The following is a 14,529-nucleotide window of genomic DNA, read 5'->3' on the forward strand; positions in this document are numbered from 1 at the left end:
CCGCCGGCGACGGTCCGCGGCAGACCCGGATGAACCCGTCTGCGGACATACCCGCTATGACATAAGGGAAATAGCCACCACCTCTTGCTACGTTGCGTGGCATGACCGCAACGACGGCGGACGCACCGCCGCCCGATCCACGTCTGCCCAAGCGGCGCGGAGTCGAGCTGCTGCTCCTCGTCGGGGCCGTCCTCGTCTCCGTCTACGGCTACGCCGCCGTCGGCCTGGCCAGGAGCGGCGCGGTCCCACCGGATGTGGCCGGTTACGGCGGCGGGCTGGGACTGCTCGCTCTCCTCGCCCACCTCGCGGTCCGCTTCCGTGCCCCGTACGCGGATCCGCTCCTGCTGCCGATCGCCGTACTGCTCAACGGACTCGGCCTGGTACTGATCTACCGCCTCGATCTGGAGACCCCGAAGGACCAGGCGGCACCCACCCAGCTGATCTGGTCCACGCTCGGTGTGGCGTTCTTCATCGCGGTGGTCGTCTTCCTGCGCGACCACCGGGTGCTCCAGCGGTACGCCTACCTCTCGGTCGCCGCCGCTCTGGTCCTGATGATCGTGCCGATCTTCTTCCCTGCGGTGAACGGCGCCAAGATCTGGATCCGGATCGGCGGATTTTCCTTCCAGCCGGGCGAGTTCGCCAAGATCCTGCTCGCCGTCTTCTTCGCCGCGTACCTCGCCGCGAACCGCAACGCCCTCGCCTTCACCGGCCGAAAGATCTGGAAGCTCCAGTTCCCCACCGGCCGGGTGCTCGGCCCGATCGTGGCGATCTGGCTGCTCAGCGTCTGCGTGCTGGTCCTGGAGCGCGATCTGGGCACCTCGCTGCTCTTCTTCGGCCTCTTCGTGATCATGCTGTACGTGGCGACGGGCCGGACCGGCTGGATCGCGGTGGGCCTGCTCCTCGCCTCTGTCGGCGCGTTCGTCGTCGGATCACTCGAACCGCATGTACACAGCCGGGTCCAGGACTGGCTCGACCCGTTCGCCTCCATCGACGCCGGACTGGGCCCCGGCCAACTGGCCCAGTCGCTGTTCGCGTTCGCCGCGGGCGGGATGCTCGGCACCGGACTCGGGCTCGGCCACTCCATCCTCATCGGCTTCGCCGCCAAGTCCGACTTCATTCTGGCCACCGCGGGCGAGGAGCTCGGCCTCGCCGGGCTGACCGCGATCTTCCTGCTGTACACGCTGCTCGTCGCCCGCGGCTACCGGGCCGGACTCGCCCTGCGCGACACCTTCGGGCGGCTGCTGTCGATCGGTCTCTCCTCGATCCTGGCGCTCCAGGTGTTCGTGATCGCGGGCGGGGTGATGGGGCTGATCCCGCTGACCGGTATGGCGATGCCGTTCCTCGCCCAGGGCGGTTCGTCCGTCGTCACCAACTGGATCATCGTGGCGTTGCTGGTCCGGGTCAGCGACCAGGCCCGCCGACCGCACCCCGTCCCGGTGGAGACCGGGATCATCGCGCCGATGACGGAGGACGAGCTGTGATCCCTGACGCGTGGCCCGAGATCCCCCGCTCGTGGCGAGCCCCGGAGGTCGGGCCGTGATCCGCTACATCCGCCGGGCCGCCGCGCTCCTCCTGCTGCTGCTCGTGGCACTGCTGGTGAACGCCGCCCGCATCCAGGTCTTCGAAGCGGACAGCCTGGACGCCAACCCGGCCAACCGCCGTACCACCATCGGCCGTTACAGCCAGCCGCGCGGCAACATCCTGGTCGGCGGCGCCCCCGTCACCGGTTCCAGGGACACCGGCGAGCAGCTTGCCTACGAGCGCACGTACCGGAACGGCCCGCTGTACGCGCCGGTGACCGGTTACGCCTCGCAGACGTACGGCACGACCCTGATCGAGAACGCGGAGGACGGCATCCTCTCCGGCACGGACTCGATGCTCGCCGCGTTCCCGTTGTGGAACGAGATCACGCGCAGCCGGCAGCCCGGCGGCAACGTCGTCACGACGATCAAGGACTCGATGCAGCGCGCCGCCTACGACGGGCTGGGCGGGCGGCGGGGGGCGGTCGCCGCCGTCGAGCCGTCGACCGGAAGGATCCTGGCGCTGGTCTCGACCCCCTCGTACGATCCCGGACTGCTCTCCGGCACGGGCTCGTCCGTCACCGACACCTGGCGGCGGCTGAATGCGGACCGGAGCCAGCCGATGCTCAACCGGGCGATCCGGCAGACGTATCCGCCGGGCTCCACCTTCAAGATCGTGACAGCGGCGGCGGCGCTCGACACAGGAGTCGTCTCCGCTCCCGACGACGCGACCGACACCCCGTCCCCCTATGTCCTGCCGGGTACGACGACCACGCTGCCCAACGAGGCGGAGGGCTGCGAGAACGCCTCGCTCGCCGAGGCGATCCGGGTCTCCTGCAACACCGTGATGGCGGAGCTGGGGGTGCGGGTGGGGCTCAAGGGCATGGTGGACGCGGTACGGAAGTTCGGCTTCAACGACACCGGGCTGAAGATCCCGTCAGGGGTGGCGAAGAGCAACTTCGACACCGAGATGTCCGACGACCAGCTGGCGCTCTCGTCGATCGGCCAGTTCGACACGACGGCCACACCGCTCCAGATGGCGATGGTGGCCGCGGCCGTGGCGAACGGCGGCGACCTCAAGTACCCGTATCTGGTGGACCGTACGACCACGAAGAGCGGCTCGACCGTCCACCGGAGCGGGTCGCGCACCTACCACCGGGCGATGGATCCGCTGACGGCCATGCGGCTGCGGCGGATGATGGTCGATGTCGTGGAGGAGGGCACCGGGTCCAACGCCGCGATCGACGGAGTGAGGGTCGGCGGCAAGACCGGCACCGCCCAGCACGGCATCGACAACTCGGGCAGGCCGTACGCCTGGTTCATCTCCTGGGCGCAGGCGCCCGACGCGGCGCAGCCCTCCGTCGCGGTCGCCGTGGTCGTCGAGGACGCCGCCGCGAACCGGGCGGACATCAGCGGCGGCGGCAGCGCGGCCCCGATCGCCCGGGCCGTCATGGAGGCGGCCCTGAGAGGCTGACCCCATGGCGGACACGGACCGGGCTCGCGTCCGCCGGGGTGCCGACCCGCTCCGCGGCCCGTGCCCGGACCTACCTCCGCTGTCTTCAATCTCGGTGGGCATCCCGCCGCGAGTGTGCCCGCCGGGTTCACGGCGGACGGCTGCCCTGTCGGGCTGCAATGGGGCGCGGGGCGGACATCTCACTGCTCGGAACGGCCCGCGTGGTCGAAGACGTGCTGGCTACCGTGCGAGCATGACGCCACCGGACCCGCAGACCGGCCACGAGCTGGCCCAGGTGAACATATCCCGTCTCCGATTCCCCCTGGACTCCCCCGAGCTGAAGGATTTCGTCGACGCCCTCGATCCGGTGAACGCGGTCGCCGATCAGGCCGCGGGCTTCGTCTGGCGGCTGAAGAGCGAGAGCGGCAACGCCACTGACGTAGCGGTCTTCGACGACACCTGGCTGATCGTGAACATGTCGGTGTGGCGCGACAGTGACGCGCTGACGGCGTTCATGTACCAGGGTCGGCACCGCGAGCTGATGGCGCGGCGACGCGAGTGGTTCGCGCGGGTGGAGGAGGCGATGACGGCCCTGTGGTGGGTGGAGGCGGGTGTGCGCCCGACGGTGCGGGACGCCGAGGAGCGCCTGAGCCATCTGCGCGAACACGGCCCGACGGAGCGGGCGTTCACGCTGCGCAGGCCCTTCCCGGCACCGGGCGCGAGGGACTGACCGGCGGCCGGGGAACCACCGCGCCGAGCGCTGACCCGCGGCCGGGAAGCCGCCGTGCGAGGCCGACCCACGGCCGGGGAGCAACCACGCGGGGCCGACCCGCGGCCAGGTAGCAACCGCGCGCCCGACGGCCTCAGTTCAGCGGCTCCCTGCGTCGCAGCCACGGTGCGGGCACCCCGTCGACCCCGGTGGCCGCGGCGACGACGCCGCCGGTGATGGCGCAGGTCGTGTCGACGTCGCCGAAGCCCTCGGCCGTCGCCCAGAGCGCCGCTTCCAGGTCCGCCGGGTGCCGCGCCGCGGTCCACAGGGCGAACGGGACCGTGTCGTCGGCGCGGATGCGCTGTCCGTTGCCCAGCAGGTCGGCGGCCTTCCACGGTTCGGTGGCGAAGGGGACGTCCATGGCTCGGCGCAGGCCGTCGCGTACGAGCCCTTCGGGGGTGCGGTCGTGGACCGCGGCCAGGCTGAACTCGCCACGGACCGAAAGAGCCGCCGCGACCGCGACGGCCACCGCGCCCGCGATTCCCTCCGGGTGTGCGTGGGTGACGGCCGCCTGCAGTGACGCCTGCTCGACGGTGCGGTCGACATCCTCGTGGAAGTACGCGCCGAGCGGCGCCACTCTCATCGCCGCGCCGTTGCCGAGGCTGCCGCCCTCGAAGAGTCCGGGGGCCAGCGTGCGCCAGTCGGCCGGTGAGTCCAGCAGCGCGGGCAGCAGCATGTGCATGCCGTGGCCGTAGCCGCGAGCCGGGTCGGCGTCGAAGGTCAGGGCGAAACAGAGCGCGAGACGATCCTGTTCGACGCGGCCGTGCTCGTCGATGACGCGCATCAGGGCGCGGGCGAGTGCGGTGTCGTCGGTCCAGTGCCAGACCGGTTCCTCGGGAGTGCGGCGCGCCTTGATCTCGTTGAACGCCCGCCGGGGCTCCCGGAAGAGCGGGAACCACCGCTCGCCGAACGCGTCACCCAGGGCCAGTCCTTCGAGACTGCGGCGGGCGGCTTCGGAGCCCGCGGTGAGAGGCAGGGGCCGGGTCGTCATACGGAGCGTCCTTCCTGGGCGGCGAATGGCGTACGTCCATTGTCTCCCGCCTCGCGCGCCCCGCGCTGTGGCACTGCCGGAACATCCCGAACCGCCCCTCGGCCTTCCCGCCGTGGCCGCATGCCCTGCCCTCACCGGTGCGACCACGGCGGTCCGACGACGACGGCCGGCCCGCCCTTCCCTGCCCGCCGGGTGCCCGCGGTCCTCTCGGTTCAGTCCCCGGAGGAGCCGGTCCCGCCCTGGACGATCGCCTCTTCGACCTCCGCGACCCGGGCCTCCTCCTCGGCCGCGAACCGGTCTCGGTCCAGTTGCTCGGCCAGCTCCTCGTCCTGGGCCATCAGCAGGTCCAGGTTGGAGTCACCGAGCTCGAAGACACCCATGTCGACATAGGCCTTCTGGAGACGTTCGCCCCACAGGCCGATGTCCTTGACGCACGGCACTATCCGGCTGAACAGCAGCTTGCGGAAGAGCTGGAGGAACGGTGACTGCTCGGACAGTTCCTCGGCCTCCCGCTTGCCGATGCCGAAGTTCTCCAGCACCTCGACGCCCCGGAGCCGGTCGCGCATCAGATAGCAGCCCTCGATGACGAACTCCTCGCGCTCGCGCAGCTCGGCGTCGCTCAGCTGCTTGTAGTAGTCGCGCAGTGCCATCCGCCCGAAGGCGACGTGCCGGGCCTCGTCCTGCATGACGTAGGCGAGGATCTGATGGGGCAGCGGCTTGGTCGTCGTGTCGCGGATCATGCCGAAGGCGGCCAGGGCGAGGCCCTCGATGAGGACCTGCATGCCGAGGTAGGGCATGTCCCAGCGGGAGTCCCGCAGGGTGTCCCCGAGGAGCGCCTGGAGGTTGTCGTTGACCGGGTAGAGCATCCCGACCTTCTCGTGCAGGAACCGGCCGTATATCTCCGCGTGCCGGGCCTCGTCCATGGTCTGGGTCGCGGAGTAGAACTTCGCGTCCAGGTCGGGGACGGACTCCACGATCCTGGCGGCACAGACCATGGCACCCTGCTCGCCGTGGAGGAACTGGCTGAACTGCCAGGCGGTGTAGTGCCGGCGCAGCTCGCCGCGGTCCTTGTCGGTCATCTTCGCCCAGTGCGGGGTGCCGTACAGGGTGAGGGCGTCGTCCGGGGTGCCGAGCGGGTCCGCGGGGTCGACCTCCAGGGACCAGTCGATGCGCTTGTTGCCGTCCCACTGCTTGTCCTTGCCCTTCTGGTAGAGGGCGAGGAGGCGTTCGCGGCCGTCGTCGTACTCCCAGCTGAAGCGGGCGGCACCGGAGGCGGGCACCTGCCACAGCGGTGTGTCGGGGGCGGTGGTGTAGAGGTCGTGTGTCGACACGGACGGCTCCTTCTCGCCTCAGGCGCTTCGGTAAGTCCCGTGGAAGTTGCGTCAGTTGGCAGGTTCACACGTTGGTAGACGCAGGGTCAACAAGTCGCGCGCAAGGGATTGACTGCCTTGCTGACGAAGAGTCTCATAAGAGGTGACCGCCGGTAACCCATGTGCGAGGTGCCTCCAGCCATGACGACAGTGACCGAACGCGACGTGCAGTTGCTTCGCGACGCACTCGGCCCGCTCCGGGACCGCGAGCAGATCGCCGAGCGGCTGCTCGCTTCCTCGGCCAAGCACTCCTTCGACCCGGACAAGGAACTCGACTGGGACGCGCCGATCGAGGACGGCAAGTGGTTCTGGCCGCCCGAGCTCGTCTCGCTCTACGACACCCCGCTGTGGCGGAAGATGTCCGAGGAGCAGCGGCTGGACCTGTCCCGGCACGAGGCGGCCTCACTTGCCTCGCTGGGCATATGGTTCGAGATCATCCTGATGCAGTTGCTCGTCCGGCACATCTACGACCGGCCCGTGACCAGCAACCACGTCCGCTACGCGCTCACCGAGATCGCCGACGAGTGCCGCCACTCGATGATGTTCGGCCGCATGATCAAGTGGGGCGAGGCACCCGACTACCCCGTGCCGCGCGTCTACCACAACCTCGCGCGCGTCCTGAAGAGCGTGTCCACCACGCCCGGTTCGTTCGCCGCGACCCTGCTCGGCGAGGAGATCCTCGACTGGATGCAGCGGCTGACGTTCCCGGACGAGCGGGTGCAGACGCTGGTGCGCGGGGTGACCCGCATCCATGTCGTGGAAGAGGCGCGGCACGTCCGGTACGCCCGCGAGGAGTTGCGCCGCCAGATGGTGACCGCGCCGCGCTGGGAACGCGAGCTGACCCGGGTGAGCTCCGGCGAGGCGGCCCGCGTCTTCTCCGTCTGCTTCGTCAACCCGCAGGTGTACGAGAACGTCGGCCTGGACCGCCGTGAGGCCGTCGCGCAGGTGAAGGCGAGCGGTCACCGGGCGGAGGTCATGCAGAGCGGCGCGAAGCGGCTGACGGACTTCCTCGACGACATCGGGGTGCTGAACGGAGTGGGGCGCAGGCTGTGGAAGAGATCCGGTCTGCTCGCCTGAGCGCCTGCCGGGTGACCTCTGACCGGGCGGCCACACCCTGGCACGTACGCTCTCCGGTCGAAGGTCACCCGACAGGCGCTGGGCCGAGGCCCCGTTGCCCGTCCGGGCGGAGCGCTTAGGCTTCATGACATGACCAGTGCCGCGCCGACGACCCGAGCGTACCGACGACTCAGCGTCGAGGAGCGTCGCGCCCAGCTTCTCGGTGCGGCGCTCACCCTGTTCGCGCACCGGGCCCCCGACGAGGTCTCGCTCGACGAGGTGGCGACGGTCGCCGGGGTCTCCCGCCCACTCGTGTACCGCTACTTCCCGGGCGGGCGGCAGCAGTTGTACGAGGCGGCGCTGAGGTCGGCCGCCGAGGAACTGATCCTGTGCTTCAACGAGCCGCCCGTGGGGCCGCCCACCGAGCGGGTGCAGCGGGTGCTCGACCGCTATCTCGCCTTCGTGGACGAGCACGACGCCGGCTTCAGCGCGCTGCTGCGCGGCGGAAGCGTCGTCGAGACGTCGCGCACGACCGCGATCGTCGACGAGGTTCGGCGGGCGGCGGCCGAACAGATCCTGCTGCACCTGGGCCGGGGCGCCACCGCCGCGCGGGACGGGCGCGGGACACGGCTGGGGATGATGGTGCGCACCTGGATCGCGGCCGTCGAAGCGGCGTCCCTGATCTGGCTGGACGAGGGCAAGCAGCCCGCCGCTGAGGATCTGCGCGACTGGCTGGTCGACCAGCTGATCGGGCTGCTGGCCGCGACGGCGGCGACGGACCCGGAGACCGCGTCGGCGGTGGCGCAGCTGCTGCCGCAGGAGACCGCCGCGGGTCCGGCCGGGCGGCTGGCGCAGCGGCTGATCCCCGTGGTCGGCGCGGCGGCCCATCTGCTGCCCGGGGACTGATCGGTCAGACTGGGGCGGTGAGAAGCGAGAACACCCCCTTCGCCGGCGGCCCCCTGGACGGCCGGGTACTGCCCGTCCTCGTCGGTCCGACCGGTCATCCGCCCAAGTGGTACGAGGTCCCGGTACCGGCTGCCGACGGCGGGCCTGCCACCGTGTACGCGTACCGCCGGGTTCCGGCCGGTCACTCCAAACGGCTGGGGATTCCGCGCGGCTGGGTGTACGAGTACGCTCCCGAGGGCCGCGAGCGGCACAGCCCCAAGTGGCCCTGGTCGAAGCCGGGCTGACGGTGCGGGGCCCGGCGGCGCGAAGAGGCCGGTCTAAGATCGACGCTCTGGTGCCGGGCACGGTCAGCAAGGGGGTGCGCCATGGAGGCGCTGCGTCAGGACGATCCACGCCTCATCGGTCCGTACACGGTGCTGGCGCGGTTCCGCGAGACCGCGAGCGCCGTGCAGTACCTCGCGCACGACCCGGCCGCCGGCAGACCCGTGGTGGTCACCGCCGCCCGTCCCGAACTGGCCGCGCTGCCCGCGTTCCGGCGCCGCTTCCAGGCGGAGGCCCGCACCGCGGACCGGTTGACCGGCGGCTGGGTGCAGCCGCAGCTCGGCCTGCCGGACGGCGGCGCGGACGAGGACCTGTCGTGGACGGCCAGCCCCTACGTACCCGCGCTGACGCTCTCCGAGGCGATCGAGGTCGCGGGTCCGCTTCCCGAGCGTGCCGTGCGGATACTGGGCGCGGGCATCGCCGAGACGCTGTCGCGTGTGCACGCCACCGGAGCCGTGCTCCAGGGCCTGGCCCCCGGGACGGTCCTGCTGGCCGAGGACGGACCGCGGCTCACCGCGTTCGGCCCCCTGGGCGCGGCGGCCGCCGCCGAGGCACGGCCCGGCGGGCAGTTGTCCGTACGGCTCGGCTACCTCACCCCGGAACAGGTCGAGGGTGAGGAGCCGGGACCGGCATCCGATCTCTTCGTGCTGGGCCTGCTGCTGGCGTACGCGGCAACCGGCACGACCCCGCTCGCCGACGGACCGGCCGCCGAGGGCGCCGACCGGATCGCCCACACCGACCCCGAACTCGGCGCGGTGCCGGAGGAGTTGCGTGACCTGATCGCCCGCTGCCTGGCGAAGGACCCGGCCGGCCGGCCGAGTGCGGGGACAGTGGCAACGGAGCTGGCGCTCGAAGGGGCGGCGGGCCTGGCGAAGGGCGGCTGGCTGCCGGAGCGCCTGTCCGCGACGGTCGGGGAACAGGGTGTGAGGGCACGGGAGTTGGCCGAGGCGGGTCTCCCCGTGGAGACCCCGGCGAGCGAGTCGGCGGACGCCCCGGTCGGCAGGCCCGTGGACGGGGAGGCCGACGGACCGGTGGACGCCTGCGTGAAGGGGCGGGCCGACGGACCCGTCGACGCGCCGCCCGCCGCTGAGCCGGCCGACGCCGCCCCCCGTGAGCCTTCCGACGCCACCCCGTCGGAAGCACCGTCCGGCGCGCCTTCCGGCCAACTCGCTCTCTCCGGGGACACCAGCACCACGCAGCTCGGGGACATCGGGCGCCGCGTCCCGACGACCGACCGGCCCACGACCCAGCTGTCCGTCCCCCGCGAACTCACCGCGCCGGCCCCCGGATTTCCCGCCGCAGGCGCCACACCTGCCAGACCTGCCACACTCGCACCCGCCACACCCACGCCCGCCGCGCCCGCCACACCCGCCGCACCCGCCGCACCCGCCGCACCCGCCGCACCCGCCGCCAGGCTCCCCGCCGTGCTCCCGCCCTCCGTATCGGCGCCGTCCCGCCCGCTGCCGGTCCCGGTGACTCCCGCGCCCGCTGCCGTCCCCGCTGCCGCCCCGGCGCCCGCCGTCGGTCGGCGCAGCCTCATCATCGGGCTCGCCGCCGGGGCCGCCGGACTGGCCGTCGGCGCGGGCGGCGTTCTCGCGTTCGGGTCCGACGACGGAGGCACGACGGACGATCCCAAGCCCGCGCCGAGCCGCAGCGGCGCCGCCGTCGCGGGACTGCCCCCGCAGCCGCGTTGGGTGTACACGCACCCGGCAGCCGAACCTCAGCCGCTCACCGCCGCCCTGTGGAACGACCGGTGGCTGGTGCTGACCGGCGACAGCGGAGCGACCGGCATCGATCTGCGCACCGGGCGCCCCGCATGGAAGAGCGCGGACGCCGCCAAGGGACAGGCGGCGCTGCCGGCCGGGACGGATCTCTGCTTCGTCGCGGCTCCGTCCGCGTTCCTGTGGCTGTCGCCGACGGACGGCAAGGTCGTCCACCGGGCGGAATACGCGGACCACTTCGCCGGGGCACCCGGCCTCTCGGTTTCGGAGATCGTCGGCGCGTCCGGGCCGGCGATCTGGTTCACCGGCTCCCACAAGGTCACGGTCAAGGCCCCGCCTCCGAAGAAGGGAAAGAAGCGCGGCAAGGACACCCAGGTCGTCAGGTCGTACCTCTTCGCCTACGACATCGTGCAGCGCACGGAGCTGTGGCGCACGCCCGTGCCCACCGGGCGCGGACCGGCCGCGCCCGTGTACCGGCTGATCGCGACCGGGCAGGACGACGTGGTCGTCCGTCAGAGCCCGGCCACACTCACACCGGGCGACGTCAAGGCCGCCAAGGGCAAGGCCGTCTTCCGGAGCTTCGACCGGAAGACCGGCAAGCAGCTGTGGAGCAGGCCGATCGGCGCCGTCGCACCGGACGGGGCAGCCATGGGCGACGACCGGGGCCTGCTGTACGCGGCGGTGGGCGACAACCTCCAGGCATTCGAGCTCCCCGCGGGCAAGCCGAAGTGGACGCTGAACGGCGCCACCGGCACCGCGTACGGGACCTCCGTCGCCGCCGGATCGCTTCTGCACACCACCAACCGCAACCAGGAGGTGGGCGCGGTCGAGCGGGACACGGGGCGGCTGCGCTGGCGGCGCTCGACGGAGGCCCCGCCCGGCACCGCCGCCCCCGCGGTGACGCTCAGCTCGACCGGCTGGACCCTGCTGACCGCGGACGGGGTCCAGGTCACCGCGTTCGCGGCACAGGACGGGCGCAGGCTGTGGAAGTTCCAGGACATCGGCGCCCAGGATCCGGCGGGGGCCACGGTCACCGCTCCGTACCGGGTCCTCACGGCCGGAAAGATCGCTGTCGTCCAGCGCGGCAGGATCTTCTACGCCTTCCCGGTCGCCTGACGGCCGTCCGTCATCCCGTCCCATCCCATCCCGTCCCATCCCGTCCCGTCCCATCCCGCCCCATCCCGTCCCATCCCGTCCGGATCGGGCCGATCCGGGCCGGGCGGTCGACGGGCGGCCGGGCGGACGGGCGGTCGGGCGGTCGACGGGCGGACGATCCTGGCACAGCTCCCGGGATCCCGCACCCTCCGGCCGCCTTCCGGGCGAACCCCCTGTCGCCACACCTCCCGGTTCTTGCATCGCCTTCCACCGAATGACCGTATGGAGTCGTTGCGCTCACTCATGGGGCAGTCGCCCGATCGGCCCCGTCACCGGAGGTGATGACGTGTCAGGCGTACTCCTGCGTGCGGTCTGCGCCGCGACCCTGACGGCGCTCGCCGCGACCTCGCCGGCGGTTGCCGCACCCGTGGACCCGAGCCCCGCCGGAGGCCCGGCCGGGAAGCCCGCCGCCCCTTCCGTCACGGGCAGGAGCGTCGCCCAGTTGCTGACCGAGATGCAGAAGCTGTACCAGCAGGCCGAGGAGGCCACCGAGACGTACAACGGGACCGCGGCGGAGCTGAAGAAGTACGCGGCGCGCGCGAAGAAGCTCGACGCCTCCCGCGCCGCCGCCCGGACCGCGCTGGCCGACAGCCGCGACGAAGCGGGGCAACTGGCGCGTGAGCAGTACCAGGGGCAGTCCGAGATCGCCTCGTACATGCGGCTGCTGCTGGCCCGTGATCCCGAGCACTTCCTGGATCAGGAGCATGTGGTCCGGCGTGCGGCGGCCGGACGGGCCGCGACCGTGAAGCGGCTCAGCAGTGCCGAGAAACGAGCCGACGACCTGGCCGCCGCGTCACGCAAGGTGCTGGACCGGCAGCGGGAGCTGGCCGCCCGGCAGAGAACGCAGCGGGACGCGGTGCAGTCGCGTCTCAAGGCTGTCGAGGCGATGCTGGCCGAGCTCTCCGGCTCACAGCTCGCCGAGCTGTCCCGGCTGGAACAGCGGAACATGGCGAAGGCCCAGGACACGCTGACCGCCTCCGGGGCCCTGTCCGCGGCCGGGCCGCCGTCCCGGGCGGGCGGCGAGGCGGTGACGTACGCGATCGGGCAGGTCGGCAAGCCGTACGTGTGGGGCGCGGAGGGGCCCGACTCGTTCGACTGCTCGGGACTCACCTCGCAGGCGTGGGCCTCGGCGGGCCGCGTCATTCCGCGGACGTCGCAGGAGCAGTGGCGGCAGCTGCCGAAGGTGCCGCTGAACGCGCTGCGCCCGGGTGACCTGGTGGTCTACTTCCCGAAAGCCACTCATGTGGCGCTGTACATCGGCAACGGTCAGGTGGTGCAGGCGCCCCGGCCCGGCGCCCAGGTGAAGGTCTCCCCTGTGGCGTCGAATCCGCTGCTGGGTGCCGTGCGGCCCGATCCACGGGGCGCGGCGCTGTCGTCGTACGAGCTGCCGCAGCTCCCGCAGGGGTCGTCGACGGGATCGGACGCGGGCTACAGCTCTTCGTCGGCGCCCCAGCGGTAGGCGGGGCCGGCGTGACCGGAGACGGAGCACGACTGGCTGAGTGGTGGTCAGTGGCGGTCACGCCCTGGGCATGATGCCCAGCCCTTGTGCGAGCCCCTGGGCCGATGCCCCACGCTGCAGTGCCCCGCTTTCCCCCGAGCCGCCTCTGCGCCGCAGTACGACCAGGCACGCTCCGACCGCGGCCGCGAGCACAACCACCGTGGAAACAATGACGCTCATGGATCCCCCGTTTGTCCCGCCGAACCGCCCTGCGGCCCCTTGTCGATCCGTTACGACCACTATCGACGCGAGGGCGGAGTTTGTGAAGAGCGCGATCACCGCGTCTTGGCCCGGGCGCCCGCCGACGAGGGCGTCGGCGCAGGGACGGGCCCCGGGCATCGGGCGGTGTCACGGGGCGATGTCGGGCCCGCGTGACACCGCTCCTGCCCCAAGGGTCTGGGAGGTCACGAGCCCCTGACTGCCACGAGGGTGTCAGGGCCGCTCGTCACAGCGACGGCCGGGCCGTCCGTGGGCCGTCGGGGGCGGCCCACAGACGCCGACGTTCCCCCAGCAGGCCGGACGCCTACACAGCCGCAGAGACCTCGGCGAGGTACGCGTTCGTCCTCTCGGGGTCGAAGAAGAAGTTCTCGAAGTCCGCCGGGTCGTTGAAGCCGTTGGCGAAGCGGTCGGCGACCGGCTGGAGCTGGCCCGCGGCACCGATGAGGTTCAGCACGTGCTCCGGCGGTACGCCGAGCATCGCGTTGGTCCACTTCACGACGTGCTGTGCGGTGTCCCAGTAACGGTCGAACGTGGCCTGCATCCAGTCCGCGTCGAACTCGCGGTCGCCGTGTTCGAGGATCGACTCCAGGTAGGCGTTGGCGCACTTGGAGGCGGAGTTGGAGCCCTGGCCGGTGATCGGGTCGTTGGCGACGACGACATCGGCCACACCGAGCACCAGGCCACCACCGGGCAGCCGGCCAATCGGCTTGCGGACGGTCGGGGCGTAGCGTCCCGACAGGGTGCCGTTGGCGTCGGTCAGTTCGACCTTGGTGGCGCGGGCGTACTCCCACGGCGTGAACCGCTCCATGAGCTCCAGCGTCTTGGCGAGGTGCTCGGAGGGGTCCTTGATGCCCTGGAACACATCGAGCGGACCGCCCGGAATGCCCTCCCAGAACAGGATGTCGGCATGGCCGGATGTGGTCAGGGTCGGCATCACGAAGAGTTCACCGACGCCGGGGACCAGGTTGCAGCGGGCCGCATTGAACTCGGGGTGCTCGGGGCGCGGGCCCAATCCGTGGACGTACGCGACGGCCAGGGCGCGCTGCGGGGCGTCGAACGGCGAACGGGAGGCGTCCCGGCCGAACATGGAGACCAGCTCGCCCTTACCCGCGGAGACCATCACCAGGTCGTAGGTGCGGGAGAAGTAGTCCAGGTCGGAGACGGCGGCGCCGTGGATGACGAGCTGTCCGCCGCGCTGGGCGAACGTCTCCATCCAGCCGGCCATCTTCACGCGCTGGTCGACGGACTGGGCGAAGCCGTCCAGCTTCCCGACCCAGTCGACGGCGCGGGAGGAGTCAGGTGCGGCGACCGAGATGCCGAGGCCCTCGATGCGCGGGGCCTGGGACTCCCAGAAGTTGATCTGGTAGTCACGCTCGTACTGGAGCGCCGTGTCGAACATGCACTGCGTCGACATGACCCGGCCGGAGCGGATCTCGTCGGCGGTGCGGTTGGACATCAGCGTGACTTCGTACCCACGGGACTGAAGTCCGAGGGCGAGCTGGAGACCGGACTGACCGGCTCCGACTATGAGTATCTTCCGCATCGCGGTT

The 14,529-nt window shown here is 71.6% G+C and carries 12 protein-coding genes and 1 pseudogene; 9 read left to right on the forward strand and 4 right to left on the reverse strand.

Annotated elements, in window-relative coordinates:
* The first annotated feature begins 101 nt into the window (after positions 1-101).
* The 4 genes and pseudogenes from ACFVUT_RS06350 (at position 102) to ACFVUT_RS06365 (ending at position 3,703) form a co-directional block, all read left to right on the forward strand.
* Positions 102-1,481, forward strand: coding sequence for an FtsW/RodA/SpoVE family cell cycle protein (locus ACFVUT_RS06350; RefSeq protein ID WP_389644459.1), 1,380 nt, complete (start codon positions 102-104; stop codon positions 1,479-1,481).
* Between the two features lie 55 nt (positions 1,482-1,536).
* Complete coding sequence (locus ACFVUT_RS06355; RefSeq protein WP_389644456.1) at positions 1,537-2,994, forward strand: penicillin-binding transpeptidase domain-containing protein; 1,458 nt, start codon at positions 1,537-1,539, stop codon at positions 2,992-2,994.
* A pseudogene (locus ACFVUT_RS06360) lies at positions 2,995-3,230 on the forward strand (hypothetical protein); the annotation flags it as partial. It abuts the gene before it with no gap.
* Positions 3,227-3,703, forward strand: coding sequence for a DUF3291 domain-containing protein (locus ACFVUT_RS06365; RefSeq protein ID WP_389644453.1), 477 nt, complete (start codon positions 3,227-3,229; stop codon positions 3,701-3,703). The pseudogene ACFVUT_RS06360 and the gene ACFVUT_RS06365, both read left to right, overlap by 4 nt.
* A gap of 133 nt (positions 3,704-3,836) precedes the next feature.
* Here the strand turns inward: ACFVUT_RS06365 and ACFVUT_RS06370 are convergent, their stop codons facing one another.
* The gene (locus tag ACFVUT_RS06370; protein ID WP_389644450.1) at positions 3,837-4,733 is read right to left on the reverse strand and encodes an ADP-ribosylglycohydrolase family protein; all 897 of its coding nucleotides are present in this window, start codon (positions 4,731-4,733) and stop codon (positions 3,837-3,839) included.
* Positions 4,734-4,945: 212 nt separating this feature from the next.
* Entirely contained in the window at positions 4,946-6,064 is a 1,119-nt protein-coding gene (locus ACFVUT_RS06375; protein ID WP_389644447.1) for a ferritin-like domain-containing protein, read from the reverse strand.
* 180 nt (positions 6,065-6,244) lie between these two features.
* Here ACFVUT_RS06375 and ACFVUT_RS06380 point away from each other — a divergent pair, with 180 nt between their 5' ends.
* The 5 genes from ACFVUT_RS06380 (at position 6,245) to ACFVUT_RS06400 (ending at position 12,721) form a co-directional block, all read left to right on the forward strand.
* The gene (locus tag ACFVUT_RS06380) at positions 6,245-7,180 is read left to right on the forward strand and encodes a diiron oxygenase (RefSeq protein ID WP_389644444.1); all 936 of its coding nucleotides are present in this window, start codon (positions 6,245-6,247) and stop codon (positions 7,178-7,180) included.
* A gap of 129 nt (positions 7,181-7,309) precedes the next feature.
* Positions 7,310-8,065 (forward strand): TetR/AcrR family transcriptional regulator, encoded by a 756-nt coding sequence (locus tag ACFVUT_RS06385; RefSeq protein ID WP_389644441.1) that lies wholly within the window; start codon positions 7,310-7,312, stop codon positions 8,063-8,065.
* Positions 8,066-8,082: 17 nt separating this feature from the next.
* Positions 8,083-8,349 carry a hypothetical protein gene (locus tag ACFVUT_RS06390; protein WP_389644438.1) on the forward strand — a complete coding sequence of 89 codons (267 nt, stop codon included), beginning with the start codon at positions 8,083-8,085 and terminating at the stop codon, positions 8,347-8,349.
* An 81-nt stretch (positions 8,350-8,430) separates the two neighbouring features.
* Positions 8,431-11,223 (forward strand): PQQ-binding-like beta-propeller repeat protein, encoded by a 2,793-nt coding sequence (locus ACFVUT_RS06395; RefSeq protein WP_389644435.1) that lies wholly within the window; start codon positions 8,431-8,433, stop codon positions 11,221-11,223.
* Positions 11,224-11,548: 325 nt separating this feature from the next.
* Complete coding sequence (locus tag ACFVUT_RS06400) at positions 11,549-12,721, forward strand: NlpC/P60 family protein (RefSeq protein ID WP_389644433.1); 1,173 nt, start codon at positions 11,549-11,551, stop codon at positions 12,719-12,721.
* Between the two features lie 57 nt (positions 12,722-12,778).
* On the opposite strand, the gene ACFVUT_RS06405 is transcribed toward ACFVUT_RS06400, so the two are convergent.
* Both ACFVUT_RS06405 and ACFVUT_RS06410 read right to left on the reverse strand, forming a co-directional pair.
* Positions 12,779-12,940: a hypothetical protein gene (locus ACFVUT_RS06405; RefSeq protein WP_389644430.1), complete on the reverse strand. Its 162-nt coding sequence runs from the start codon at positions 12,938-12,940 to the stop codon at positions 12,779-12,781.
* Between the two features lie 343 nt (positions 12,941-13,283).
* The gene (locus ACFVUT_RS06410) at positions 13,284-14,522 is read right to left on the reverse strand and encodes a styrene monooxygenase/indole monooxygenase family protein (protein ID WP_389644428.1); all 1,239 of its coding nucleotides are present in this window, start codon (positions 14,520-14,522) and stop codon (positions 13,284-13,286) included.
* Positions 14,523-14,529 lie beyond the last annotated feature (7 nt).

It is taken from the genome of Streptomyces sp. NPDC058051 (assembly GCF_042885475.1).
Taxonomy (GTDB): Bacteria; Actinomycetota; Actinomycetes; order Streptomycetales; family Streptomycetaceae; genus Streptomyces.

Bases quoted from the DNA above. Each gene is read 5' to 3' on its own strand.
- ACFVUT_RS06350 (WP_389644459.1), top strand. From the start codon at position 102: ATGACCGCAACGACGGCGGACGCACCGCCGCCCGATCCACGTCTGCCC.
- ACFVUT_RS06365 (WP_389644453.1), top strand. From the start codon at position 3,227: ATGACGCCACCGGACCCGCAGACCGGCCACGAGCTGGCCCAGGTGAAC.
- ACFVUT_RS06370 (WP_389644450.1), bottom strand. From the start codon at position 4,733: ATGACGACCCGGCCCCTGCCTCTCACCGCGGGCTCCGAAGCCGCCCGC.
- ACFVUT_RS06380 (WP_389644444.1), top strand. From the start codon at position 6,245: ATGACGACAGTGACCGAACGCGACGTGCAGTTGCTTCGCGACGCACTC.
- ACFVUT_RS06385 (WP_389644441.1), top strand. From the start codon at position 7,310: ATGACCAGTGCCGCGCCGACGACCCGAGCGTACCGACGACTCAGCGTC.
- ACFVUT_RS06395 (WP_389644435.1), top strand. From the start codon at position 8,431: ATGGAGGCGCTGCGTCAGGACGATCCACGCCTCATCGGTCCGTACACG.
- ACFVUT_RS06405 (WP_389644430.1), bottom strand. From the start codon at position 12,940: ATGAGCGTCATTGTTTCCACGGTGGTTGTGCTCGCGGCCGCGGTCGGA.
- ACFVUT_RS06410 (WP_389644428.1), bottom strand. From the start codon at position 14,522: ATGCGGAAGATACTCATAGTCGGAGCCGGTCAGTCCGGTCTCCAGCTC.